Source organism: Pseudomonas sp. GL_090 (assembly GCF_057837765.1).
Genome location: NZ_CM174452.1, coordinates 3,552,073 through 3,578,355 on the forward strand (window position 1 = coordinate 3,552,073; position 26,283 = coordinate 3,578,355).

A 26,283-nucleotide genomic window follows, 5' to 3' on the forward strand; every position below is an offset into this window, starting at 1 on the left:
ACCGCCATCGCGAGCAGGCTCACTCCCACAGAAAAGCAAAGGCAGAGCGGCGTACACCGCGCCGCTTCTCACCACTCATCAGGCCGAGCGTTAGCTCGCCTGCAGCTCTTGATCTTGATCCACCCGCCCCATCGGCAGGCTGAGTGGAGGTGTTCATCCGGGGATTGGCGCGCAGCGCCGTTCGACGCAGTCGAACTCATCGCATGTAGGTGCCAGCGAAGCCAACCGGAGGGCGATGCCCCCGGATGAATGCCGGAGCGAAGGAACGCCGAGCCTAAGCGAGGGGCCGTACGTAAGGGGCGAGCGTTTTTTGCTTACTTTTTTAGGCGCTTGTAAAAAAGTGAGTCGCCGTAAGGGCGAAACCATAAGCCGCCGTTACCGCAGCAACGGATATGTACTCAATCAACCCACGAACCTGGTCGGCCCGAAGGCCGCCAAGTTCAAAAGCCAAGATCAAGCCAAACTCTTGCTGACCACTTCAAACACATCGCTGGACAACTGCCCCGAAGCCCGAATCCGCTCCAGCTCCCCCTTCATCAAAGCCTGACGAGCACTGTCGTACTTGCGCCAGCGAGTCAAAGGCGCCAACTGCCGAGAAGCAATCTGCGGATTGAAGCCATTCAACTCGATCACCAGATCCGCCAGGAAGCGATACCCGGAACCGTCGGCGGCATGGAAGTTGATCAGGTTCTGCCCGGCAAACGCACCGACCAGCGCCCGCACCTTGTTCGGGTTCTTGATGTTGAACGCCGGGTGCTGCATCAACGCTTTGGTCCGTGCCAAGCCACCGGGCAGCACGCTGCCGACCTGGACGCTGAACCACTGGTCCATGACCAGCGGGTTGTCCTTGAAGTGCTCGGCGAAGCTGGCCAGCGCCTTGGCCTTCTCGGCTTCGAAGGGCGAATTGACCAACACGGCGAGTGCAGTCAGGCGCTCGGTCATGTTGTCGCACGCGTCGAACTGCTCCAGGGTCGCCGCCAATACTTCTGGCTTGCCGCTGAGCATCAGGTAGGACAGCGCGATGTTCTGCAAGGCACGACGGGCAAAGTGCTCGGCTTCGGCCACGTACGGCGTCTGCTTCGACAAATCGCGGTTGGCCTGATAACGCAGCCACAGGCCTTCGAACAATGCGTCAGCCAGTTGCTTGCGGGCAAACTCCCGCGCCGTGTGAATCGCTTCGACATCTGCCACTTCGCTGATCTCGGTCAGGTACGCCTCGCTCGGCAGCGACAGCATTTCGGCGACCATGGCCTGATCCAGCGACTCATCCGAGAGCACCGTGCGCAGCGCCGACACCAGACGCTGATCGAGTACCAGCGCTTCGCCCTTCTGCTGCTGGGAAATCAGCTCTTGCAGCACCTGCACCGACAGTTGCTGGCCGGCATCCCAGCGGTTGAAGCCGTCGCTGTCGTGCTGCATCAGGAACATCAGCTGATCACGGTTGTACGGGAAGCTCAGCTTCACCGGCGCCGAGAAGCCACGCAGCAACGATGGCAGCGGTTGTTCGGCAATGTCGACGAAGGTGAAGGTCTGCTCGGCCTCGGTTACCGAGATCACGCGGGTCGTGCCTTGGGCGGCGGCTTCACCGGCAAGACGCAAGGCAATCTCGCCGCCCTTGCGGTCCAGCAGGCCTAGCTCGACCGGGATCACGAACGGCAGTTTTTCAACCTTGTCCGGGGTTTGCGGGCAGCTCTGGCGGAAGGTCAGGCTGTAGGTTTTCGCGGCTGCATCGTAGGACTCGCTTACCGCCAGACGCGGTGTACCGGCCTGGCTGTACCAGCGCTTGAACTGGGTCAGGTCGACACCGTTGGCATCTTCCATGGCCTTGATGAAGTCATCGCAGGTCACGGCCTGGCCGTCGTGGCGTTCGAAGTACAGGTCGCTGCCTTTGCGGAAGCCGTCGGCGCCGAGCAAAGTGTGGATCATGCCGACCACTTCCGAGCCCTTTTCATACACGGTCAGGGTGTAGAAGTTGGAAATCTCGATGAAGCTGTCCGGGCGCACGGCGTGGGCCATGGGGCCGGCGTCCTCGGCGAACTGGTGGGTGCGCAGGTAGGCCACGTCCTGGATGCGCTTGACCGTGGCCGAGTTCATGTCCGAGGAGAAACCGGCATCGCGGAACACGGTGAAGCCTTCCTTGAGCGACAGCTGGAACCAGTCGCGGCAGGTCACGCGGTTGCCCGACCAGTTGTGGAAGTATTCGTGGGCGACGATCGCCTCGACACGCTGGTGCGCGGCGTCGGTGGCGGTTTCCGCCTTGGCGAGCACGGCGCTGGAGTTGAAGATGTTAAGGCCCTTGTTCTCCATGGCACCCATGTTGAAGTCATTCACGGCGACGATCATGAAGATGTCCAGATCGTACTCGCGACCGTAGACCTCTTCGTCCCAGCGCATGGACTTCTTCAGGCTGTTCATGGCGTGCTGGCACTTGTCGATGTTTTCCGGCTCGACGTAAATGCGCAGCGCCACGTTGCGCTCGCTCATGGTGGTGAAGCTGTCTTCGACGCACCACAGGTCCCCGGCCACCAGCGCGAACAGGTACGCCGGTTTCTTGAACGGGTCTTCCCAGGTCGCCCAGTGCCGGCCCTCTTCACCGGGACCGGAGGCGATCGGGTTGCCATTGGACAGCAGCACCGGATAGCTGTGTTGTTCGGCGACGACCGTGGTGGTGAAGGTGCTCATCACGTCCGGGCGGTCGAGGTAATAGGTGATCTTGCGAAAGCCTTCGGCCTCGCACTGGGTGCAGAACATCGTGCCGGACTTGTACAGGCCTTCCAGCGCGGTGTTGGTTTCCGGGTGGATCCGGACACTGGTATCGACCGTGAAGGTGGTGCTGGCCGGATGCAGGGTCAGGTGACTCTCGCTCAACTGATAGTCGGCGGCGCTCAGCTCACGGTCGGCCAAAGTGACCGACAGCAGTTCCAGCTGTTGGCCGTCCAGCACCAGCGGCGGCAGGCCCGGGCCACGCTCGGGGTTGCGGCGCATCACCAGTTGCGCATGGACCCGGCTGTGGTCCTCGTACAACTCGAAGGTCAGGTGTGTTTCGTCGATCAGGTACTCGGGTGCCTGATAGTCCTTGAGGTAGATCATCTTCGGTTGTTCGGTGCGCATGCTGGAGTCCTTACTGATGCACGGCGAGCTGGTAAGCCGTGTATTTACGAATGTTGATCACGCCGGTATCGAAGATCAGGTATTGGCCCTTGACCCCCATCAGCGTGCCTTCGGCAATCGGGTTCTTGTCCAGGTTGAAGCTGACGATCTTCGCCGGGTACTGCTCGACCGGGTAGCGGATTTCCAGCGGTTCGACGTCGGTCACCGGCTGGATCGCCTGCAAGCCAAATCGCTGCTGCAACCCGAGCAAGCCTTCGGCGCAGCTGTCGAACAGTCGATCGCGGACTTCGGCCAGGTTCACCGCCGCTGCATCGCCCTTGAGTAAAGCACGCCAGTTGGTCTTGTCGGCCACCTGACTGCGGAACAGGTCTTCAACGAAACCGGACTGCTGGCGGGTCGAGACGCGCATGATCGGCAACGCCTGGCTCGCACCCTGGTCGAGCCAGCGGGTCGGTAACTGGGTGGCGCGGGTAATCCCGACTTTCACCCCCGACGAGTTGGCCAGGTACACCACGTGATCGGTCATGCAGAACTTCTCGCCCCACTCGGGTTCCCGGCAGGTTCCGGCCTCGAAGTGGCAGCGCTCCGGGCTCATGATGCACACGTCGCACTGGGCCAGTCTGGTCATGCACGGGTAGCAGTAACCCTGGCTGAAACTGGTCTTGGTCTTGCGCCCGCAATGGGTGCAGTGGATCGCCCCCAGGTATTCCAGGCGCACCGTGGTACCGATCAACGGATTGACCGGGACCTCGGTTTCGCCCAGACGAAATGCGTATTGCACATTCGGCCCGTCCAGACGCGCCGACATTTTGCTGATTGCACCGCGACCAATCTCGATCAATGGATGGCATCCGACTTGAACAGGATATTCGGTACTTGAATCGACTTGGAGCTGCATTCCTGCGGGCCCATGTAGCCGGTGCGCTGGTCCTCGGGCAGGTTCTGGATTTCCCAGGCGATCATCGCCTGCAGCGACAACTCGCGTTGTTCGGCGGTGAGCTTGCCACCGTCGGACCATTTGCCAATTTCCACGGCCAGCTTCAGGCTCTCGTAGATATCGGGGGTGATGTTGTTGATCATTTCGTTAAAAGAGGACATTGGGTCTCCGTCTCTTTATTGCATGTTCTTAAATTAGGCGGCCAGTTTACGGCGGTTATACAAACCGCCCAACAAACCGGTGAAGCATCCGATGAGTAACCCGCTGACGTGGGCCGCGTTGGCGATCTCGCCGAAGCCGATCATCGAGACCAGCCCGGACAGGCACAGCAGCAACCACACCAGCATCATCACCAGCACGCCGCGCGGCAGGCGATAAGCCGGGTTCGGCGCCAGCAGCTGGAAGATCCAGCAATGCCCGAGCAGGCCGTACAGCACGCCGGACAAACCGCCGAACAGGGTCGGCCCGCTGAACAGATACTGGGCGAAGTTGGACACCAGGCTGAACAGCAAGGTCAGGCCGATCAGGTTGATACTGCCCTGGCGCGACTCGATGCGCCGCCCCAGTTCCCAGTACCACATGCCGTTCATCGCCAGGTGCAGGATGCCGAAGTGGATCAGCATCGGCGTGACCAGGCGCCACCACTGCCCCGCCGCCAGGCTGTCGGCCAGTGGCGTGAAGTGGATGTATTCGCCGACCACGCGGAATTCGAGGAAGGTCAGCCAGCGCATCGTTTCAAGGTTGTCGCCCAGCAAGGTGACCGCGCCGACGATCATGCTCAGCAGCAATACCAGCGCGGTAGCCCTGGCGTATTTCAACTGCTCGACGAACCCCGGACGCTTGATGGTTTGCGCCAGCGGAATGTCCAGTTGCCGGTCGGGGTCACCCGCCGGAAAACGTTCGTACAGCGCACGCACGTCTTCGCTGATGTTGTCCGGCACCCACAGCACCTGCTCGCCAGCTTCTTCGCTGACCCGATGGGGCACTTGCATGCGCTTGAGCAAAGTGACGAACCCGCTCAAGTCCACCGCCAGGGGCAGACGCAATACCGCTACAGCACTCATTGCAGCACCTCCGGCCGCTCGACATCGACCCAGACGAATTTTTGCGGATCCAGGCGGGTTTCCTGATCCAGTCGGTAGGCAACCAGTTTGCCGTACAGCACCGCGCTGTAATCCAGACAGGCCAGGTTCGGCCGGATCGGCGCCGGCTTGCCGCTGCGCCAGTAATGGCCGACGAACAACAGCGGCTCATCGATGCCGTAGCGCAGCAAACTGTTCTTTTCGGTGGACGTCAGCGGCGTCCGGGCCACGGGTTCGGGCAGCGCATCCGGCTGGAACACGATATCGCCGTAGGTTTTCGGATCGTCTTCCCAGAACTTGGTCCGGAAGAACGAACGCACCAGGCCATCGCCGCTGGTCATGGTCAGGCCATGGGGCAAGCGCATGTCCGTGCCACGCAGCAGCCGGTCGAATACGGTGCAGGCAAAGGAGCCCGCCTGCGCCGACGCCTGGACAAAATGCTCGTCGACGCAGCCGTTGGGGAACAAGGCCCGCAGCGGCTCGATCAGGCCGGCGTCCCAGCAGGCGTGGACCACGCGAAAACGCCCGGCATCGACGAACAACGGCAGCTCGTAGAACCATTGCTGGAAGTCGTGCCAGTCACCCGGATGGTGTTCGAACTGGGTCAGGGTTTCGTGCAGCAGGCGGGCATGGCGCGGCGTGTGCTCGCGCACGAACTGCTTGCCGCTGCCGGGCAGCGCCGGCGTGCTCCAGCCCAGTGCGTTGAATTCATGGTTGCCCATGATGCACAGCGCCTGACCGGCCTCGACCATGTCGTGGACGATATGCAGTGCCTCGCGAATCCGCGGGCCGCGGTCGATGATATCGCCGACGAACACCGCCATGCGCGAGGCATGCCGCCAGACACCTCCCTGCTTGTGATAACCGAGTCGGTCGAGCAAGTGCTCCAGGGTCAGGGCGCAACCGTGCACGTCACCGATCAGGTCGTAGCTACGCGCGGGATCGAGCATCAGTCGCCTCCACCCCCCAACTTGCTGCCCCAGCCGAGCTTGGTCCGGCAGACTTCATAGTAGTTGTGGTCAAGCGGATGGATCAGCCGCAGTTTCTGGGCTTTCTTACTGACGGTAATGGTGTCCCCCGGCGCGCAGGTAAAGTGGTTCTGCCCGTCGCACGAGACTTGCGGGTAAATCTGCATATCCTTGGACACGACGATTTTCAGCTCACTGTTGCCATCGACCACGATGGGTCTACCCGACAAGGTATGGGGGTACATCGGCACAATCACAATAGCGTCGAGCTTTGGATGCATGATCGGTCCGCCAGCGGACAGCGCGTAGGCGGTGGAACCGGTCGGCGTCGCGACGATCAGGCCGTCGGCCTTTTGGCTGCAGACGAACTGGCCGTCGATGTACAGCTCGAACTCGATCATTCGCGTGGATTTGCCGGGGTGCAGCACCACATCGTTCAGTGCGTCGCCCTGGCCGATGGCCTCGCCGTGGCGACGGACTTCGGCCTGCAACAGGAAGCGGTTTTCCACCAGATAGTGGCCGTCCAGCACTTCGGCGACCTTGGTTTCCAGCTCATCGGGACGGATGTCGGTGAGGAAACCCAGGCTGCCGCGGTTGATGCCGAGCACCGGAATATTGTGCCTGGCCAATGCCCGGGCGGCACCGAGCAGGCTGCCGTCACCACCGACCACGATGACCATGTCGCACACTTCGCCAAGCATCTTGCGCGACGAGGTTTGCAAGCCGTGCCCTGGCAGCACTTCGGCGATGGTGTCTTCGAGGATCACGTGCAGGTGACGATCGAGCAGAAACCGTTTCAGTCGGCGGACGGTATCCAGCACCTGGGAACTGCCCAGGCGACCGATGATGCCGATATTGCGAAATTGCTCCATGGGGCTCCTGCGGGGATCTGCGTGGCGGCGAAAACCACGATTATGGGCGAAAGCCGCCCGTAGACAAAATCCTTTCAGCTTCAAGGGTGTGCCCGGGTTTCGGGCTATGCTCGCAAGATGATGCTATTTCCCGATTTGCTCCACCTGCCCCATCAGTTACGCCATCCCGAAGTGCGTGACCTGGCGTGGGTCATCCTCGCGCCGCCCATGCTGGACGATACCCCGTGGCCGCAGCGCCACCCGCTGGCCGGCAGCGACTGGGTGCAGGCACCGGATCGCCTGGAGCACTGGTTGCGGCAACTGGATCGGGACAGTTATGGTCTGCTGCACTGGCTGGCCCAGGCCCGGACCCGACGCCTGGGTTTGTACTACGAACGCCTCTGGCAATTCGCCGTGCAGCATGCGCCGGGCATTGAGCTGATTGCCGCCAACATGCCGATTCGCCGCGAGGGGCACACCCTGGGTGAACTGGACATGCTGCTGCGCGACCGCGACGGCGTGCATCACCTGGAACTGGCGATCAAGCTCTACCTCGGCCCGCAATCCGGCGACGGACACGACACCTCCCAGTGGCTGGGCCCCGGCTGCCACGACCGACTCGACCGCAAACTGGCGCATCTGAGCCAGCATCAGTTGCCGATTTCCGCTCGCGCCGAGAGCCGTGAAGTGCTGGCGGCGCTGGATATCCAGGCGTTCAGCGCCCATTTGTGGCTGGGGGGATACTTGCTGTACCCATGGCCCGGACAAGCCGCCCCGCCATCGGGTGCCCATCCGCAACATTTGCGCGGTCGCTGGTTGCATCAAAAGGATTGGCCGGCGTTGTTGGCCCAGAGCCCGCCCGGCCGCTGGCAACCCCTGCCCCGCCACGCCTGGCTGGCGCCGGCGCATTATTCGGCCGAGCACACCTGGAACCCCGGACAGATGCAGGCATGGCTGGATGACCTGGACCCATTGGCGCCGGCACAACTGCTGGTGCGCCTGACGGAAAATGCCAATGGCGACTGGGAAGAGGCCGAGCGATTGTTTCTGGTGTCGGACCTTTGGCCCAATGTGCCGGGTAATGCCTGAGTTCTGCTGTGTCTGAGCCGGCCTCATCGCGAGCAGGCTCGCTCCCACAATGGGTCCCAGCCGAACACAAATCTTGTATCCACTGAAGATTCCTGTGGGAGCGAGCCTGCTCGCGAAGGGGCCAGCCCGGCCTAAAGAGATAACCGCCCAGCGCCTGGCAGGACAATACGCTGATCAATGACCATCAAACCTTCTTGTGCTGCTCAACCCATTGCCCATAGGCATTGATGAAATTTTGCAGGAACGGCTTGACCGACTCAGAAAGCTTGCCCGCCTCGTCGAATGCCGAACCGGCGTTCCCCAGATAGGCCTCCGGCTGCTGCATCATCGGCACATTCAGAAACACCATGGATTGACGCAGGTTGTGATTGGCACCGAACCCGCCGACGGCCCCCGGCGAAACACTGATAACGGCGCCAGGCTTGCCATTCCACGAACTCTTGCCATAAGGGCGAGAACCGACGTCAATCGCATTTTTCAACGGTGCCGGCACCGATCGGTTGTATTCCGGGGTCACGAACAACACCGCGTCGGATGAGCTCACCTGTTGTCGGAAAGTGCTGTAGGCTGCCGGCGGTGAAGCGCCATCGATGTCTTCGTTATAGAGCGGCAGATCGCCAATTTCGACGATGTCGAGCTTGAGATTGGCCGGCGCCAGTTCTATCAGGGCCCGTGCGACCTTGCGGTTGATCGATTCCTTTCTCAAGCTGCCGACCACGACGGCGATCGTATAGACGTTGCTCATAAGAGTTTCTCGACTGTCCGATAGGAAGAGCTTGTAGTTATAGATGACGATTCAAGCAGCGGGCGACCGAAAACACCGTCCCTGACTATTTTTTTCCCGTAGGAAAACTTACCTCGCCCATGCACGGTCTACAGTGCCGCAAATTGAGTGATTTATCTCCAGAGGTTCTAAACAGATGGCAGCAGTACTCGTCGGTCAGTTCCATGCAAGAGATGCGCAAGGCCGTATTTATTCGGTGCACGAGTTCCAGGACTCCACCCCGGCGGTAGACGGCTCAGGCCCTGTCACCACCTACAAGCTGGCCATTGGCGACCGTGTCAACAAGGTCGACGACAATGAATTCATGCTGGTGCAAACCGGCGTGACCATTACCCGCGAACCGCAAACCGCCAGCGTTTCATAACCCGTCGTTATGAGCAGAAGTCATATGCGCGGACTTGGGGTAGGATTCAGCCACTGACTCCTCCACCTGCTGAACATGGACTTCACGCATGCGCTTACGCCATATCGAAGTGATCCAGGCGCTCTTGCAGACCGGTCACCTGGGCACCGCCGCCGAATGGCTGCAGTTGCCGGTGGCCGAAGTCGAGCACTTGCTGCGCGACGCCGAGGATCAGTTGGGTTTTATGCTGTTCGCCAGCGTGCGCGGACGATTGCAGGCTACCCGCGAAGCGCGGGAGTTGCAGGTGGAAATTGCCCGGGTCTACGATGCGCTCGAACCGGTGCAGCGTCTGGCCAACAGCCTCAGGCAATACCTGGCGCCGCCGCTGCGCATCATCTGCACCCCGCCTCTGGCCAACCAATTGTTGCCACACAGCATCGTGGCCCTGCGCCGGCGCCTGCCCGATGCGCCTTGCACACTGCTGAGCCAGCCCACCCGCGACATCGTCAGAAGCCTGCTGCTGCGTGAAAGCGATCTGGGCCTGAGCCTGCATGACCCCGATCACGCCGACCTCGACTGCCAGGTGATTGCCCAGGGCAAACTCCAGTTGCTCGCGCCCCATGGCTGGCTGCAACCGAAACAGAAATACATTTCACTGCAGGATCTGGCCGGCCAATCGATGATCGGCCTGGAGGGGCACGATCCGTTGAGCCCGGCGCTGGAAAACAAATTGCACGGCTTGCGCCCTGCCCCGGTGATTCAAACCCGGGTCCAGACGCATCAGATGATGCGCAGCATGGTCGAGGCCGGCGAAGGGCTGGCCATCGTCGACCCCTTCACCGCCCTCGGCGCCAAAGCCTCGGGCCTGGACGCCTGCCCACTGGCACCAGCGGTCCCGATCAGCCTTTACGCCCTGACCCTGAAAAACGCCGAACCCTCTGCGGCGGTTCAGGCACTGTTGGCCATCGTCACGGAACAAGCCGCGGCGATGCTGACGAACTGAACGGGTTTTCCAGCGGGTTTTCAAACAGTCGATACCAGAACAGCGCCACTTCGGCGGTGTTCGGATCGATGCCGCGATAGCGCAGGTGGTCGATCCCGCCAAGCACGTAACCGCAGCGTTCATAGAGCCGGCAGGCCCCCAGGTTGTTGTTCTGGGTTTCGAGCATGATGCCCGGAAGCTTTTTCTTGCGGCTCCAGAAATGTGCCACATCCAGCAGGGACTTGGCCACGCCATGTCGCCGGCCAGGTGCGTGCACCGCCAGCTCGTCGATATGGGCAAAGCCGTTCCAGTTGGTACTGACTACCAGGTGTCCCACAGGCTGGTCATCCAGATACGCCATGAAAATCGCACTGTCGGCGGCATCGCGAAAGCTGCTGAACTCTTCGGGATCGATGCCGTAGCACTTGCGATAGGGCGTGATCGGAGTGACCGGCCATTGTGCCACTGGCTTGCCTATTTCCGCCGCTCCGTAGGCCGCGACCTCGAAACTGAAATCACTGCCCCAGATGTAGGCGGCAAAACCCTCGTCGGCAACCCGTACCGACAACCCTGGGAAATTCGGATTTATAACCGGCTGCATACTGGGAAAGGTCCTCATTCCTTGATGCAATCGACGGTGTAGCACCGCCCACTGCCCTGATCTTCATGTTGCAATCCGTGCACATCAGCAACGAACCCCGGAAAACTGCTATCGAACGTGCGGGCAAAGGCCAGGTAATCAATGATCGAGCGAGTCGACTCGGTAAAACGCTCGCCCGGCATGATCAGCGGAATGCCGGGTGGATACGGCACCAGCATCACCGCGGCGATCCGCCCGTCCAGCGCATCGATCGACACGGCCTCGACTTCACCTCGCACCAATTGATCATAGGCGTCCGCCGGCTTCATCGCGACTTCCGGCAGTACGGTGTACATGCGTTTGAGGTGCCTGGCGGTGGCATTGCTGCGATAACAGGCATGCAACTGATCGCACAGATCACGCAGACCCATGCCCTGATAGCGCGCGACATTCTCTTGGGCCACGCAGGGCAGGCAACTGGCCAGACCGACGTTGGCGTCGTAACTGCGCTTGAACTCCAGCAACTCGGTGAGCAGCGTGCTCCACTTGCCCTTGGTGATGCCCATGGAGAACAACACCAGGAACGAATACAGCCCGGTCTTCTCGACCACCAGGCCGCGCTCCCAAAGGAACTTGCTGACCACCGCCGCCGGGATCCCGCGCTCGCTGAGGGCGCCACCGGCCGTCAATCCCGGCATCACCAGCGTGACCTTGATCGGGTCGAGCAGCACATAATCGTCGGTCACGCCGCCAAAGCCGTGCCAGTCGGCATCGGGTTGCAGCAACCAGTCCTCGGTGACGACCCGCTCGATGCCTTCTGCCGACGGTGGCTGCCAGATCGAAAACCACCAGTCATCGGCGGCAATGTGTTGGCGCAAATTGGCCAGCGCCCGGCGAAAACTCAGGGCCTCGTCGAACATTTCCTGCAACAGCGAACGCCCGGCTGGCCCTTCCATCATCGCCGACGCCACATCCAGCGAGGCGATGATGCCGTACTGCGGCGAGGTCGAGATGTGCATCATGAACGCTTCGTTGAAGCGATCCCGGTCCAGTTGCCGCGCACCGCCATCGCGCACGTGAATCATCGATGCCTGGCTGAAGGCCGCCAGCAACTTGTGGGTCGAATGGGTGGTGAACACCAACGGGCTGTCTTCATCACGGGACGTACCCATGCCGTAGCGCCCGGCAAAGAACTCATGAAACGCCGCATAGGCGTACCAGGCCTCGTCGAAGTGCAATACCTCAACGCTATTGCCCAGTTGCTGCCTGATCAGCTCGGCGTTGTAGCAGAGGCCGTCATAGGTCGAATTGGTCACCACCGCGAGCTTGACCTTCGGTGAACGGCCCTTGGTCAGCGGACTGGCGTCGATCTTGGCCTGGATCGATTCGCGGCTGAACTCACTCAGGGGAATCGGGCCGATGATCCCCAGCTCATTACGCTCCGGACACAGGTACAACGGGATCGCGCCGGTCATGATGATCGAGTGCAGCACCGACTTGTGGCAATTGCGATCCACCAGCACCAGGTCATCGCGGGCAACCACCGAGTGCCAGACAATCTTGTTGGCCGTGGAGGTGCCATTGATCACGAAAAAGGTGTGATCGGCGCCGAAATTGCGTGCCGCGCGGGCCTCCGCTTCAGCCAGGGGGCCGGTGTGATCGAGCAAGGAGCCGAGCTCGGGCACCGACACCGAAAGATCCGAGCGCAGGGTGTTTTCCCCGAAAAACTGGTGAAACGCCTGCCCGACCGGACTTTTGTGATACGCCACGCCACCACCGTGACCGGGAGTGTGCCAGGAGTAGTTGGAGTCCGCCGTGTGCTGCACCAGCGCCTTGAAAAACGGCGGCAGCAGGCCATCGAGGTATTTGCGCGCGGCACGGGCCACCTGCCGGGCGAGAAAAGGCACGGTGTCCTCGAACAGGTAAAGAATGCCGCGCAACTGATTGAGCTCGGCCATGGCGTCGGCCGGCGCGTTTTCCAGTGTCACTTTTTCGCCCAGGGCGAAGATCGGCAGATCCGGCGCACGCACCCGCGCCAGACCGATCAGCTCGGCCATGTTTTGTAAAAGATGGGAATGGGAGCTGGCGTCTTCAGAGGCAATCAACATGCAGGACAAGCCATGGTAAGTCGACGCCACCAGACGTCCTTCGGTGTAGTCCACCGCCGAGACCACGCTGAACCCTTCCTGCTCCAGCTCCCGGGCAATTCCCCGCACACGGTCGCCGGCGACGCTGTCGGCCTTGATGTCGCGATGGACAATCAGGACCGGGAATTTCAAGTCTTTGTACATGAGGCTCAGTGTCCCGAGGCGGCAGACCAGAGCCTGCCAATCACCTCAGGGTAGAGTGTTGCAGCGGATGTGGCGAGCGGGATGCCCTGAAATGGGTCACAAGGTGTCCCTTTTTTTGAAAGGGTCAAGCCTGCGCTTCAGCCTCGGCCAACTGCACCCACAACGCCGGAGCACCCGCGGATTTGCCGATGATTTCCAGGCGCGCCGCGTGGCGGGCCAGGTCGTCTTCGCTGGCGCGGATGATGCGCGTCGGCTGGCGGCCCGCCGGCAAACGGCGAATCTCGGTGGCCGAGTTGTCCGCCCCTTCACCGGAGCCATTACCATCGGAGGCGTTGCCGGCCAGGGACAGGCTGGTCTGGCCGCCGGTCATGGTCAGGTAAACGTCGGCGAGAATCTCGGAGTCGAGCAAGGCGCCGTGCAGCTCACGGCCGGAGTTGTCGACGCCATAGCGTTTGCACAGGGCATCGAGGCTGTTGCGCTGCCCCGGGTGACGTTCCCGGGCCATCATCAGGGTGTCGAGGATCGAGCAGTGCTGCGTGATGTCCGCGCGGTCCTGCTGGCCCATCAGGGCGAATTCGTTGTTGATGAAGCCAACGTCGAACGCCGCGTTATGGATGATCAGCTGCGCGCCCTTGATGAACTCGAAGAACTCTTCGGCCACCTCGGCAAAACGCGGCTTGCCCACGAGGAATTCGTTGGTGATGCCGTGGACGCCGATGGCGCCCTCGTCACTTTCGCGATCGGGTTGCAGGTATACGTGAAAGTGCCGACCCGTCAGGCGTCGGCCGATCAACTCGACACAACCGATTTCGATAATCCGGTGGCCGTCGGTCACCGGCATGCCGGTGGTTTCGGTGTCGAGTACAACGGATCTGGTGGCCATCAGTGCTCAGCTCTCAATCGGTCAATCGTGCAAAAGCGGCGATGTTAACACGCTCGCCGGGGTCTTTCAGTCAGACCGTGTGACGTCCATCGCGAGCAGGCTCGCTCCAACAATTGATCTCCATATGCCGAAGATCCCTTGCGGGAGCGAGCCTGCTCGCGATGGGCCGCGACTCGGTGTATCGGTTGAACGGAATCAGCCCTGCTTGTACCCGCGCACTTCATCGACGCCACGGTTGGCCAACTGGTCGGCCCGTTCGTTGCCGTGATGGCCAATGTGTCCGCGCACCCATTTCCAGGTGACCTTGTGGCGGTTGACCTGCTCGTCGAGCAGCTTCCACAGGTCAGCGTTTTTCACCGGCTCCTTCGCCGCGGTTTTCCAGCCGCGCTTCTTCCAGTTGTCCATCCACTCGTTGATGCCTTTCATCACGTACTGGGAGTCGGTCACCAGCAGCACCTCGCAGGGACGCTTGAGCTCTTCCAGGCCACGGATCGCGCCCATCAGTTCCATGCGGTTGTTGGTGGTATTGGCCTCGCCGCCCCACAGTTCCTTTTCGACGCCCTTGCACACCAGCAGTGCGCCCCAGCCGCCAGGGCCAGGGTTGCCTTTGCAGGCGCCGTCGGTGAACAGTTCTACGCTATCGCTCATGCCAATCTATCCAGAAAATGCGTTGGCCCGCCGATCGCTGACCGACGACGCCCGAAGCCGGGACAGGCCCGGCCGCAAATGAAAAGTGTGTATTACGGTTCGATGTTGCGCCGGTTGACCTTGGCCATCGGCAACGGGATCAGCTTGCCCATCGGTTCGCGCCGCTCCTGGCGAAGCGGACGCAAGCCCACCACGATCTTGCGCGCCACCAATAAATAGAAGCCGCCGCCCGACAATTGCCAGTCTCCGGCCTTGCGCTCCCAACCGGCCAGGCGGGTCTGCCACGCCGGTGACGCAAGCGGCGGACGATAGCACCCGAAGCGGCGTTTCTCCAGCGCGAAGCCCAGCAGGTTAAGCCAGTCCGCGACCCGTGACGGCGAAATACAGCGCGCCTTGCGCAGTGCATCCTGGGCAAACACATGCCGCAGGCCCCAACTGCTCCAGGGGTTGATGCCGATGATCAGCAAATGCCCGCCAGGACGTACGCTGCTGGCCGCCTCGCGAAGCAGACCGTGGGGTGACAGACAGAAATCCAGGCCATGCTGCAGCACCACCACATCGGCGGCATGTTCGCTCAGCGGCCAGGCCTGTTCCTCGCAAACGATCTCGACCCCCGGCAACGGCGCGCCAAGGCGCACATTGCGCTGCACCTGGGGAGCCGACGGCGGGGTCTGGGCCGAGGGGCCGTAATGCACCAGATAGCCACCAAAGAACCGTCCGAGCTCGTCTTCGAGCATGCGGCGCTCTTCGTCCAGCAAAAATTGCCCGATGGGACCGGCCAGCCACTCGCGGGCGGCGCTGATCAACGCCAGCCAGTCAGGATCGGCTTGTGCGAACGCTTTATCAGTCATTGCATTCTCCAACGCGCCAGGAAGTTCTAAGATGCGCCAATGTTTTCCGCTTGGCGAATCCGACGATGATACAGATCACTGCCCTGCCCGCCTTCACCGACAACTACATCTGGTTATTACAAGATCACGGCAGCAAGCGCTGCGCGGTCGTCGACCCGGGTGATGCCGCCCCCGTGCAAGCCTGGCTCGGTGCCAATCCGGGCTGGGTACTGAGTGATATTTTGATCACTCATCACCATCATGACCACGTCGGCGGCGTCGAACAGCTGAAAAAAGCGACGGACGCGAAAGTCTATGGTCCGGCCAGCGAAACGATCCCGGGGCGGGACGTTGCGCTCAAGGACAACGACAAGGTCAGCGTGCTCGGCTGGGATTTCGACGTCATCGCGGTCCCGGGTCACACATTGGGGCACATCGCCTACTACCATCACGGCTTGCTGTTCTGCGGTGACACACTGTTTGCCGCCGGCTGCGGACGCTTGTTCGAAGGCACCCCACAGCAAATGTACAGCTCGCTGACACGCCTGGCCGGCTTGCCGGATGACACGCTGGTGTACTGCACCCACGAGTACACCCTCAGCAACCTGAAGTTCGCCGCGGCCGTCGAACCGAACAACCCGGACACCGCCGAACGCTTGGCCAAAGTCACCCGCCAACGGGATTCCGGGATCATGACGCTGCCCTCGACACTGGCGCTGGAAAAGCTCACAAACCCGTTTTTGCGCTCCGGTGAAACATCCGTTAAAGAAAAAGCGGACGAACGGACCGGCACCGATAACTCGGCGCCCGATATGGTTTTTGCTGCGCTTCGAGCGTGGAAAGACAGGTTCTAAAGGGGTCTCTCAAGATTGCAACAATTCTGAAAGGTTGACCGCGCAGGGTGCGCTTTCTAGAATCGCCCGACATTTTTGCCCGGAACTTACTTCCAGCCAATGTCGTCACCTATTCGCAAAGCCATCAGTTCAGACGCATTGACCCGCTTGGCTCAAGCCATAGCGGTGGCTGTGTCCGCCACCCTGGCGGGCTGTTCCAGCCATGCGCCGCAGACCGATGCGGCGCACGCGCAGAACATCGCCGCGCGCGCCAAGCAGAAGCCGATCTGGCTCAGCGAAAAACCCAGCCCGCAAATCCCCCAGGACGTCTGGGAGCGCATGCGCCAGGGCTTCCAGCTGCAGGACGGGCTGGGCGTCAACCCGCGCATCGAGCAACAGCGCCTGTGGTTCGCCAGCAATCCATCTTTCCTCGAAAACGCCGGCGAACGTGGCAGCCTCTACATTCACTACATCGTCGAGCGCCTTGAAGAACGCAACATGCCGCTGGAACTGGCCCTGCTGCCAGTGATTGAAAGTGCCTACAACCCGATGGCCTATTCCCGGGCCAACGCGGTGGGTCTTTGGCAGTTCATCCCGTCCACCGGGCGTTACTTCAACCTGCGTCAAACCCGTTTCTATGATGGCCGCCGCGACATCACCGCGTCGACCACCGCCGCGCTGGATTACCTGACCCGCCTGCACGACATGTTCAACGGCGACTGGATGCTGGCCCTGGCAGCCTACAACGCCGGCGAAGGCACCGTCAGCCGGGCCATCGAGCGCAACGAACGCCTCGGCCTGCCGACCGATTACTGGAACCTGCCACTGCCCTCCGAAACCCAGGCCTACGTGCCAAAGTTGCTGGCACTGTCGCAGGTGGTAATGGCGCCGGAAGCCTACGGCGTGAACCTCAACCCGATCGCCAACGAACCGTATTTCCAGGTCGTCGAAATCAATCAGCGCATGGACCTGTCCAAGGTTGCTGAAGTCGCCAACATCGACGAAGACGAACTGTTCCAGCTCAACCCGGCTTTCAAGCAGCGCACCACCACCCTTGATGGCCCGCAGCACCTGCTGGTTCCGACCTCCAAGGCTCAACTGCTGACCAGCAGCCTGCAGACCATGCGTCCTGAAGAACTGATCAGCAAGAAATCGCTCAAGCCGGTCTTCGAAGGTGCCGACGACACCCAGGTCGCCAGCGTCAAGCGCGCCTACCGGGTCAAGCGGGGCGACAACCTCGGTTCCATCGCCAAAGCCAACAACGTCGACGTGAAGGACCTGCAACGCTGGAACAAACTGAGCGGAAAGAATCTCAAGGCCGGTCAGACCCTGGTCATGCAGGACACCGGCAAACGCAACTCCGGGCGCGTCAACACCGTAATCGCAGCCAATGCGAAGAAGCAGCAGACCAAGTACAAGGTCCAGCAAGGCGACTCGCTGTACATCGTGGCCAAGCGCTTCAACGTTGAGATGCAGCACCTCAAGCGCTGGAACCCGCGTGTCGGCCAGGCGCTCAAGCCTGGCCAGATGTTGACGGTGGCCAATCCGCATTAAAAAACAGCCCCTGAATCCAGGGGCTTTTTTATGCCTTCACAGTTTTGTGGGCAGCACAAAAACCTGTGGGAGCGAGCCTGCTCGCGATGAGGGCTTATCAGTTTGCATTGATGGCGACTGACACGCCGTCATCGCGAGCAGGCTCGCTCCCACAGGGATTGTTGCTTGGCCGATACCGCGCATTAATCTCCCGTCTTTTTCCTGTCCATACAAGCTGTTACTGTACGGTGCACAATGCCCAAGCCGCCCGGACCGGATCCCTTATTTGAAGCGTCCCCTGCCCCTGTTCCTGATCAGCCTGGCCTTGAGTTCCACCGCAAGCGCGACGATCAGCGAAAGCCATGGTTATGCGCAATTCGGCACGCTCAAGTACCCGGCCCGATTTACCCACTTCGACTGGGTCAACCCGCAAGCGCCCAAGGGCGGTACGTTGCGGGTCATGGCGTTTGGCACCTTCGATACACTCAACCCCTATACCTTCAAGGGCACCAGCCCGGTCACCACACCGAGCTTCCTGCAATACGGCATCAACGAACTCAACGAACCGCTGATGGTCGGCACGGGGCAATACGCACCCTCGGGTGACGAGCCCGCATCCAGTTATGGCCTGATCGCCCAGTCGGTGGAGTACAACGAGAACCGCAGCTGGGTGGTGTTCAACCTGCGTCCCGAAGCACGCTTCCATGACGGCACGCCGATCACCGCCTACGACGTCGCGTTCTCCTATCGCGTGTTGCTCAAGGAAGGCCATCCGCTGTACCGCACCAGCCTTCAGGAAGTGTCGCGGGTCGATATCCTCAACCCCCGGCGGATTCGTTTCGTGTTCAAGCGTACGGGCAATCCGTTGTTGATCCTGCGCCTGGGTGAAATGCCGGTGCTGGCGCAACACTACTGGAAAGGCCGCGACTTCAAGGCCACCACTTTCGAGCCGCCGCTGGGCAGCGGGCCGTATCGCATCACCTCGGCCACACCGGGGCGGCAGATCGTCTTCGAACGGGTCAAGGATTACTGGGGCAAGGACCTGCCGGTCAATCGTGGCAAGTACAACTTCGACCGCATGGAGGTCGAGTTCTACCGCGACAGCGACGTGGCGTTCGAGGCGTTCAAGGCCGGTGAATTCGACATCTACATCGAACATCAGGCGAAGAACTGGGACACCGGCTACAACTTCCCCGCCATACGCCGCGGCGAGGTGATCAAGGCACAGATTCCCCATCAGATCCCGACCCAGACCCAAGGCCTGTTCATGAACAGCCGCCGTCCGGCGTTCTCGGACACCAGGGTCCGTGAAGCCCTGGGGCTGATGTTCAACTTTGAATGGACCAACCGCACGCTGTTCGGTGGCGCCTACCAACGCGCCATGAGCTATTACCCCAACAGCGAATTCTCGGCCAGCGGTTTGCCGGTCGGGCATGAATGGCTGTTGCTCAAGCCCTATCGCGAGCAACTGCCGGCCAGGCTCTTTACCGAGCCGTTCAGCCTGCCGCAGACCGATGGCCGCGGCATCCCCCGGGAAACCTTGCGCAAAGCCCTCGGCCTGCTCGGCGAGGCCGGCTGGAAGCTCAATGGCCAGCGCCTGCAGAACGCCGCCGGACAGCCCTTGCGACTGGAGCTGCTGCTGGTCAACCCGAACCTGGAACGCATCCTCCAGCCTTACGTCGAGACACTGGCCGGCATCGGCATCGATGCGCGGCTGCGCACGGTCGATCGCGCGCAATACAAGCAGCGCCTCGACCAGTTCGATTTCGACATGATTCTGATGACCCTCAACCAGACGCTCAGCCCGGGCCTGGAACAATGGCAGTACTTTCACTCCAGCCAGGCCGGGGTCAAGGGCAGCAAGAACTACGCCGGCATTGCCAACCCGGTGGTCGACCATTTGCTCGAGCAGTTGCTGGCCGCCCAGACCCGCGATGAACAGGTCGCCGCCGGCAAGGCCCTCGACCGCGTGCTGTTGTGGCAGCACTACATCGTGCCCAACTGGTACCTCAATAATCACCGTCTGGCGTACCGCAATCGGCTCGCCTTCGTCACCACGCCGCCCTACACCCTGGGCCTGAATGCGTGGTGGCTGAAATCTTCGGAGAAAGATCAATGAGACCCATCCGTACCCTGCTCCTGCAGGCCAGCGGTCTGTTGTTCGCCGGGCTGGCCTGCGCCGCCCCGCAACATGCCGTGACCCTGTACAACGAACCGCCGAAATACCCGGCCGATTTCAAACACTTCGACTACGTCAACCCGGATGCGCCCAAGGGCGGGATTTTCCGTCAGGCCGGTTTCGGCGGCTTCGACAGCCTCAACCCCTTCATCAGCAAAGGCGTGCCGGCGGACGATATCGGCAACATCTACGACACCCTGGCCAAGCAAGGCCTGGACGAGCCGTTCACCGAGTACGGCTTGATCGCCCGACTGATCGAAAAAGCCCCGGACAACGCCTGGGTGCGCTTCTACCTGCGCCCCGAAGCACGCTTCCATGACGGCCATCCCGTACGCGCCGAGGACGTGGTGTTCAGCTTCCAGATGCTGACCAGGGACGGCGCGCCGATGTACCGCGGTTACTACAACGACGTGGCCGAAGTGATCGCCGAAGACCCGCTCACCGTGCTGTTCAAGTTCAAGCACACCAACAACCGCGAACTGCCGCTGATCCTCGGCCAGTTGCCGGTGCTGCCCAAGCACTGGTGGGCCGACCGCGACTTCAACAAGGGCAACCTGGAAATCCCGCTGGGCAGCGGCCCGTACAAGGTCAGTGAAGTGAAGGCCGGACGCTCGGTGCGTTACGAGCGGGTCAAGGACTACTGGGGCAAGGACTTGCCGGTCAATCGCGGCTTCTACAACTTCGACGTGATGACCACCGATTACTACCGCGACAACACCGTGGCTCTGGAAGCGCTCAAGGCCGGGCAGTTCGACTACTGGCTGGAAATGACCGCGAAGAACTGGGCCAACGCCTATAACACGCCGGCGGTCACCGAAGGTCGATTGGTCAAGGAACAGATCCCCAATGGCAACCCGACCGGCATGCAAGGCTTCGTGTTCAATCTGCGCCGCCCGGTGTTCCAGGATGTGCGCGTGCGCCAGGCCTTGTCGCTGTTGCTGGATTTCGAATGGACCAACAAGCAACTGTTCAACGGCGCCTACGCGCGTACCCGCAGTTACTTCGAGAACTCGGAAATGGCCGCCACCGGCCTGCCTGACGCCGATCAGGTGGCGATCCTCGAACCGTTCCGCGCCAAGCTGCCGCCGCAGGTATTCAGCGAAGCCTTCCAGAACCCGACCACCGACGGCAGCGGCATGATCCGCGCCCAGCAACGGCAAGCCTATCAACTGTTGCAGGAGGCCGGCTGGCGCATCGTCGATGACAAGATGGTCGACGCCGCCGGCAAGCCGGTGGTCATCGAGTTCCTGTTGGCCCAGACCGAATTCGAACGGGTGCTGCTGCCCTTCAAGCGCAACCTGAGCGACCTGGGCATCGACCTGGTGATTCGCCGGGTCGACGTCTCGCAGTACATCAACCGTGTGCGTTCCCGGGACTTCGACATGATCGTCGGCAGCTTCCCGCAGTCCAACTCGCCGGGTAACGAACAGCGGGAATTCTGGATGTCGGATGCCGCCGACAAGCCCGGCAGCCGCAACTCCATGGGCCTGAAAGATCCGGTGGTCGATCAACTGGTCGAGCAACTGATCAACGCCGATTCGCGCAACAACCTGGTGGCCCACGCCCGGGCGCTGGACCGGGTGCTGCAATGGGGCTATTACGTAATACCCAACTGGCACATCAAGACCTGGCGCGTGGCGTACTGGAACCACATCGGCCATCCCAAGGTCTCGCCCAAGTACGACATCGGCACGGCCACCTGGTGGGTCAAGCCCGATATCAAGCCGGCAATAGAAGTCGAAACCACACTGCAGGCCGATCCTGCGGGCACGGAGTAATCAGATGCTGGCGTACATTTTTCGGCGACTGTTGCTGATCATTCCGACCCTGTTCGGCATCCTGCTGATCAACTTCGTGATCATCCAGGCTGCCCCGGGCGGGCCGGTGGAACAGATGATCGCCAAGCTCGAAGGCTTCGAAGGCGCCACCAGCCGCATCGCCGGCGGCGGTGCCGAAGTGTCGGTGGCAGGCTCGGCCTATCGCGGCGCCCAGGGCCTGGACCCGGCGCTGATCAAGGAAATCGAGCACATGTACGGCTTCGACAAATCGGCGCCGGAACGCCTGTGGATCATGGTCAAGAACTATGCGTCCCTGGATTTCGGCGACAGCTTCTTCCGCGACGCCAAGGTCATCGACCTGATCAAGGAAAAGATGCCGGTGTCGATCTCCCTCGGGCTGTGGAGCACGCTGATCATGTACCTGGTGTCGATCCCGCTGGGGATCGCCAAGGCCAAGCGGCACGGCAGCCACTTCGACGTCTGGACCAGTTCGGCGATCATCGTCGGTTATGCGATCCCGGCGTTCCTGTTCGCCATCCTGTTGATCGTGGTGTTCGCCGGCGGCAGTTACCTGGACTGGTTCCCCTTGCGCGGGCTGACCTCGAACAACTTCGATGAACTGAGCATGGGCGGCAAGATCCTCGACTACTTCTGGCACCTGGCGCTGCCGGTGACAGCGCTGGTGATCGGCAACTTCGCGACCATGACCCTGCTGACCAAGAACAGCTTCCTCGACGAGATCAACAAACAGTACGTGATCACCGCCAGGGCCAAGGGCCTGACCAACCACCGCGTGCTTTACGGCCATGTGTTCCGCAACGCCATGTTGCTGGTGATCGCCGGCTTCCCCTCGGCCCTCATCGGCATCTTCTTCACCGGCTCGTTGCTGGTGGAGGTGATCTTCTCCCTCGACGGCCTCGGGCTGATGAGTTTCGAGGCGGCGATCAACCGCGATTACCCGGTGGTGTTCGGCACGCTGTTCATCTTCACCCTGCTGGGACTGGTGGTGAAACTGATCGGCGACCTCACCTACACCCTTGTCGATCCGCGCATCGACTTCGAAAGCCGGGAGCATTGAGATGAACCTGTCCCCTCTCAATCGCCGACGCTTCGAACTGTTCAAGACCAACAAGCGTGGCTGGTGGTCGCTGTGGCTGTTCCTGATCCTGTTCGGCGCAAGCCTGGGCGCCGAGCTGATCGCCAACGACAAGCCGCTGGCGGTGCACTACGACAACAACTGGTACTTCCCGGCACTCAAACGCTACCCGGAAACCACCTTCGGCGGCGAGTTTCCGCTGGAGGCCAACTACAAGAGCCCGTACATCCGCGAACTGCTCAAGGCCAAGGACGCCTGGGTGCTGTGGGCGCCGATTCCCTACAGCTACCAGAGCATCAACTACGACCTGAAAGTCCCCGCTCCAGCCCCGCCCTCGACGGACAACCTGCTGGGCACCGACGATCAGGGCCGCGACGTGTTGGCCCGGGTGATCTACGGCTTCCGCATTTCGGTGCTGTTCGCCCTGACCCTGACCGTGCTGAGCTCGATCATCGGCGTGATCGCCGGCGCCTTGCAGGGTTTCTACGGCGGCTGGGTGGATCTGGCCGGGCAGCGGTTCCTGGAGATCTGGTCCGGACTGCCGGTGCTGTACCTGCTGATCATCCTGGCCAGTTTCGTGCAACCCAACTTCTGGTGGTTGCTGGGGATCATGCTGCTGTTCTCATGGATGAGCCTGGTGGACGTGGTGCGCGCCGAATTCCTGCGCGGGCGCAATCTGGAATACGTACGCGCCGCCCGCGCCCTGGGCATGCAGAACGGTGCGATCATGTTCCGCCATATCCTGCCCAACGCGATGGTCTCGACCATGACCTTCATGCCGTTCATCCTCACCGGCGCCATCGGTACGCTGACCGCCCTGGACTTCCTCGGCTTCGGCCTGCCGGCGGGCAGTCCGTCCCTGGGTGAACTGGTGGCCCAGGGCAAATCGAACCTGCAGGCGCCGTGGCTGGGCATCAGCGCCTTCGCCGTGCTGGCCTTGATGTTGAGTCTGCTGGTGTTCATCGGCGAGTCCGCTCGCGATGCCTTCGACCCGAGGAAGTGAAATGAATCAGCACAATCTGATCGAAGTGCGCGACCTGTCCGTCGACTTTGTCATCGGCAACCGCTGCCAGCGGGCGGTCGAAGGCGTCAGCTTCGACATCAAGCGCGGTGAAACCCTGGCGTTGGTCGGCGAGAGCGGTTCCGGTAAATCGGTCACCGCACATTCGATCCTGCGCCTGCTGCCCTACCCGCTCGCGCGGCATCCGTCCGGCACCATCTTGTATTCCGGGCAGAACCTGCTGGATCTGAAAGAAAAAACCATCCGCCACATTCGCGGCAACCGGATTGCGATGATCTTCCAGGAGCCGATGACCTCGCTCAATCCCTTGCACTCGATCGAGAAGCAGATCAATGAGGTGCTGGGCATCCACAAGGGCCTGACCGGCAAGGTCGCGACCAAGCGCACCCTGGAGTTGCTGGAGATGGTCGGCATCCCCGAGCCGCACAAGCGCCTCAAGGCCCTGCCCCACGAGTTGTCCGGCGGCCAGCGCCAGCGGGTGATGATCGCCATGGCCCTGGCCAACGAGCCGGAGCTGCTGATCGCCGACGAGCCGACCACCGCGCTGGACGTGACCGTTCAGCTGAAAATCCTCGAACTGCTCAAGGAACTTCAGGCTCGTTTAGGCATGGCGTTGTTGCTGATCAGCCACGATTTGAACCTTGTGCGAAGAATTGCGCATCGCGTATGTGTCATGCAGCAAGGTTGCATCGTCGAACAGGCATCGTGCGAAGAACTGTTCCGCGCGCCGCAGCATCCGTACACTCGGGAACTGCTGGCAGCGGAGCCTGGTGGCAAGCCTGCAAGCAACGTGATCGGCCCGCCCTTGCTGGCGGTCGAGGACCTGAAAGTCTGGTTTCCGATCAAGAAAGGCCTGCTCAAGCGCACGGTGGATTACATCAAGGCGGTCGACGGCATCAATTTCAGCCTGCCCCAGGGCCAGACCCTGGGGATCGTGGGAGAAAGCGGTTCCGGCAAATCGACCCTCGGCCTGGCGATTTTGCGGTTGATCGCCAGCAAAGGCGCCATTCGCTTTGAAGGCCAGCCGCTGGACTGTCTGACGCAACAACAGGTCAGGCCGCTGCGGCGGGAGATGCAAGTGGTGTTTCAGGACCCGTTCGGCAGCCTGAGCCCGCGGATGTGCGTGAACGACATCGTGGGCGAAGGCCTGCGAATCCACAAGATGGGCACCGCGGCGGAACAGGAACAAGCGATCATTGCGGCACTCAGGGAGGTAGGTCTGGATCCGGAAACCCGGCACCGCTACCCCCACGAATTTTCCGGCGGGCAACGGCAGAGAATCGCCATTGCCCGGGCATTGGTGTTAAAACCGGCGTTGATTTTGCTGGACGAGCCGACTTCGGCCCTCGACCGCACGGTACAACGCCAGGTAGTGGAGCTTTTGCGTTCACTGCAAAGCAAGTACAACCTGACGTATCTGTTTATCAGCCATGACCTGGCTGTGGTGAAAGCGCTGAGCCACCAGCTGATGGTGGTCAAGCATGGCCAAGTGGTCGAACAGGGAGACGCGCAAAGCATTTTTGCCGCCCCCCAACATCCGTATACACAGCAGTTGCTGGAAGCCGCTTTTTTGGCTCCGGCCACTGCGCAATAACCTGAAAGAGGAGCAACACATGGGTTTTCTCGCCGGTAAGCGCGTACTGATCGTCGGTGTCGCCAGCAAGCTGTCCATCGCATCCGGCATCGCTGCCGCCATGCATCGCGAGGGCGCTGAGCTTGCCTTCACTTATCAGAACGACAAACTCAAGGGTCGTGTCGAAGAGTTCGCACAAGGCTGGGGTTCGAGCCCTGAGCTGTGCTTCCCGTGCGACGTGGCCAGCGATGAAGAAATCGCCAAGGTCTTCGAAGCGCTGAGCAAGAAGTGGGACGGCCTGGACTGCATCGTGCACTCCGTAGGCTTCGCCCCGGGCGACCAACTGGACGGCGACTTCACCGAAGCCACCACCCGTGAAGGTTTCCGCATCGCTCACGACATCAGCGCCTACAGCTTCGTGGCCCTGGCCAAGGCCGGCCGCGAAATGATGAAAGGCCGCAACGGCAGCCTGCTGACCCTGTCGTACCTGGGCGCCGAGCGCACCATGCCGAACTACAACGTGATGGGCATGGCCAAGGCTTCCCTGGAAGCCGGCGTACGTTACCTGGCCGGCTCCCTGGGCCCGGACGGTACTCGCGTCAACTGCGTATCGGCAGGCCCGATCCGCACCCTCGCCGCTTCCGGCATCAAGAACTTCCGCAAGATGCTGGCTGCCAACGAAGCGCAAACCCCGCTGCGCCGCAACGTCACCATCGACGAAGTCGGCAATGCCGGCGCCTTCCTGTGCTCGGACCTGGCGTCCGGCATCAGCGGTGAAATCATGTACGTGGACGGTGGCTTCAACACCACGGCCATGGGCAGCATCGAAGAGTAATCTTCGGTCAGCCAAAAAAAACCCGCCTGTTTTGGCGGGTTTTTTATGCCTGCGAT

The 26,283-nt window shown here is 61.4% G+C and carries 23 protein-coding genes; 11 read left to right on the forward strand and 12 right to left on the reverse strand.

Going from position 1 to position 26,283, the window contains the following annotated elements:
• Positions 1-453 precede the first annotated feature (453 nt).
• The 6 genes from pepN to AC3ITA_RS15825 are packed head-to-tail and all read right to left on the reverse strand — an operon-like array spanning position 454 to position 6,970.
• The gene (pepN, locus tag AC3ITA_RS15800) at positions 454-3,111 is read right to left on the reverse strand and encodes an aminopeptidase N (protein WP_489277782.1); all 2,658 of its coding nucleotides are present in this window, start codon (positions 3,109-3,111) and stop codon (positions 454-456) included.
• Between the two features lie 10 nt (positions 3,112-3,121).
• On the reverse strand, positions 3,122-3,952 hold the full coding sequence (locus tag AC3ITA_RS15805; protein WP_414928825.1) for a DUF2797 domain-containing protein: 831 nt from the start codon (positions 3,950-3,952) through the stop codon (positions 3,122-3,124).
• The gene (locus AC3ITA_RS15810; protein WP_056727623.1) at positions 3,949-4,209 is read right to left on the reverse strand and encodes a YeaC family protein; all 261 of its coding nucleotides are present in this window, start codon (positions 4,207-4,209) and stop codon (positions 3,949-3,951) included. Before AC3ITA_RS15810 ends, AC3ITA_RS15805 begins: the two co-directional genes overlap by 4 nt.
• Before the next feature lie 33 nt (positions 4,210-4,242).
• Positions 4,243-5,112, reverse strand: coding sequence for a rhomboid family intramembrane serine protease (locus tag AC3ITA_RS15815; protein WP_095946212.1), 870 nt, complete (start codon positions 5,110-5,112; stop codon positions 4,243-4,245).
• Positions 5,109-6,080: a metallophosphoesterase gene (locus AC3ITA_RS15820; RefSeq protein ID WP_095946211.1), complete on the reverse strand. Its 972-nt coding sequence runs from the start codon at positions 6,078-6,080 to the stop codon at positions 5,109-5,111. Before AC3ITA_RS15820 ends, AC3ITA_RS15815 begins: the two co-directional genes overlap by 4 nt.
• Positions 6,080-6,970, reverse strand: coding sequence for an NAD(+) kinase (locus AC3ITA_RS15825; protein WP_057398469.1), 891 nt, complete (start codon positions 6,968-6,970; stop codon positions 6,080-6,082). Before AC3ITA_RS15825 ends, AC3ITA_RS15820 begins: the two co-directional genes overlap by 1 nt.
• Before the next feature lie 117 nt (positions 6,971-7,087).
• Here AC3ITA_RS15825 and AC3ITA_RS15830 point away from each other — a divergent pair, with 117 nt between their 5' ends.
• Complete coding sequence (locus AC3ITA_RS15830; protein ID WP_414928826.1) at positions 7,088-8,038, forward strand: DUF1853 family protein; 951 nt, start codon at positions 7,088-7,090, stop codon at positions 8,036-8,038.
• 184 nt (positions 8,039-8,222) lie between these two features.
• On the opposite strand, the gene AC3ITA_RS15835 is transcribed toward AC3ITA_RS15830, so the two are convergent.
• On the reverse strand, positions 8,223-8,783 hold the full coding sequence (locus AC3ITA_RS15835; protein ID WP_095946209.1) for an NADPH-dependent FMN reductase: 561 nt from the start codon (positions 8,781-8,783) through the stop codon (positions 8,223-8,225).
• 175 nt (positions 8,784-8,958) lie between these two features.
• Here AC3ITA_RS15835 and AC3ITA_RS15840 point away from each other — a divergent pair, with 175 nt between their 5' ends.
• Positions 8,959-9,186, forward strand: coding sequence for a hypothetical protein (locus AC3ITA_RS15840; protein WP_095946208.1), 228 nt, complete (start codon positions 8,959-8,961; stop codon positions 9,184-9,186).
• An 88-nt stretch (positions 9,187-9,274) separates the two neighbouring features.
• Positions 9,275-10,168 carry a LysR substrate-binding domain-containing protein gene (locus AC3ITA_RS15845; protein ID WP_489277787.1) on the forward strand — a complete coding sequence of 298 codons (894 nt, stop codon included), beginning with the start codon at positions 9,275-9,277 and terminating at the stop codon, positions 10,166-10,168.
• Here the strand turns inward: AC3ITA_RS15845 and AC3ITA_RS15850 are convergent.
• From AC3ITA_RS15850 to AC3ITA_RS15870, 5 genes are all read right to left on the reverse strand, one after another.
• On the reverse strand, positions 10,134-10,748 hold the full coding sequence (locus AC3ITA_RS15850) for a GNAT family N-acetyltransferase (protein WP_095946206.1): 615 nt from the start codon (positions 10,746-10,748) through the stop codon (positions 10,134-10,136). The two genes, AC3ITA_RS15845 and AC3ITA_RS15850, sit on opposite strands and share 35 nt — an antisense overlap.
• A gap of 14 nt (positions 10,749-10,762) precedes the next feature.
• On the reverse strand, positions 10,763-13,018 hold the full coding sequence (locus AC3ITA_RS15855) for an Orn/Lys/Arg family decarboxylase (protein ID WP_095946205.1): 2,256 nt from the start codon (positions 13,016-13,018) through the stop codon (positions 10,763-10,765).
• 124 nt (positions 13,019-13,142) lie between these two features.
• Positions 13,143-13,901 (reverse strand): DNA polymerase III subunit epsilon, encoded by a 759-nt coding sequence (gene dnaQ / locus AC3ITA_RS15860; RefSeq protein WP_095946204.1) that lies wholly within the window; start codon positions 13,899-13,901, stop codon positions 13,143-13,145.
• Between the two features lie 195 nt (positions 13,902-14,096).
• Positions 14,097-14,549, reverse strand: coding sequence for a ribonuclease HI (gene rnhA / locus AC3ITA_RS15865; protein ID WP_007979123.1), 453 nt, complete (start codon positions 14,547-14,549; stop codon positions 14,097-14,099).
• Between the two features lie 92 nt (positions 14,550-14,641).
• Positions 14,642-15,400, reverse strand: coding sequence for a class I SAM-dependent methyltransferase (locus tag AC3ITA_RS15870; RefSeq protein ID WP_095946203.1), 759 nt, complete (start codon positions 15,398-15,400; stop codon positions 14,642-14,644).
• Between the two features lie 65 nt (positions 15,401-15,465).
• On the opposite strand from AC3ITA_RS15870, the gene gloB reads away from it, so the two are divergent.
• From gloB to fabI, 8 genes are all read left to right on the forward strand, one after another.
• Complete coding sequence (gloB, locus tag AC3ITA_RS15875) at positions 15,466-16,233, forward strand: hydroxyacylglutathione hydrolase (RefSeq protein WP_095946202.1); 768 nt, start codon at positions 15,466-15,468, stop codon at positions 16,231-16,233.
• A gap of 99 nt (positions 16,234-16,332) precedes the next feature.
• A complete protein-coding gene (locus AC3ITA_RS15880) occupies positions 16,333-17,766 on the forward strand; it encodes a transglycosylase SLT domain-containing protein (protein ID WP_150672952.1) in 1,434 nt (477 codons plus the stop codon).
• 277 nt (positions 17,767-18,043) lie between these two features.
• Positions 18,044-19,864, forward strand: a complete 1,821-nt coding sequence (locus tag AC3ITA_RS15885; protein WP_489280801.1) for an extracellular solute-binding protein — start codon at positions 18,044-18,046, stop codon at positions 19,862-19,864.
• Positions 19,861-21,702 (forward strand): extracellular solute-binding protein, encoded by a 1,842-nt coding sequence (locus tag AC3ITA_RS15890; RefSeq protein ID WP_489277791.1) that lies wholly within the window; start codon positions 19,861-19,863, stop codon positions 21,700-21,702. The genes AC3ITA_RS15885 and AC3ITA_RS15890 overlap by 4 nt, the downstream gene beginning before the upstream one ends.
• Positions 21,703-21,706: 4 nt before the next feature.
• Positions 21,707-22,780 carry a microcin C ABC transporter permease YejB gene (locus tag AC3ITA_RS15895; RefSeq protein ID WP_223547164.1) on the forward strand — a complete coding sequence of 358 codons (1,074 nt, stop codon included), beginning with the start codon at positions 21,707-21,709 and terminating at the stop codon, positions 22,778-22,780.
• A gap of 1 nt (position 22,781) precedes the next feature.
• The gene (locus AC3ITA_RS15900; protein ID WP_095946071.1) at positions 22,782-23,801 is read left to right on the forward strand and encodes an ABC transporter permease; all 1,020 of its coding nucleotides are present in this window, start codon (positions 22,782-22,784) and stop codon (positions 23,799-23,801) included.
• Between the two features lies 1 nt (position 23,802).
• Positions 23,803-25,413, forward strand: a complete 1,611-nt coding sequence (locus AC3ITA_RS15905; RefSeq protein WP_489277794.1) for an ABC transporter ATP-binding protein — start codon at positions 23,803-23,805, stop codon at positions 25,411-25,413.
• Between the two features lie 19 nt (positions 25,414-25,432).
• A complete protein-coding gene (fabI, locus tag AC3ITA_RS15910) occupies positions 25,433-26,227 on the forward strand; it encodes an enoyl-ACP reductase FabI (RefSeq protein WP_095146575.1) in 795 nt (264 codons plus the stop codon).
• Positions 26,228-26,283 lie beyond the last annotated feature (56 nt).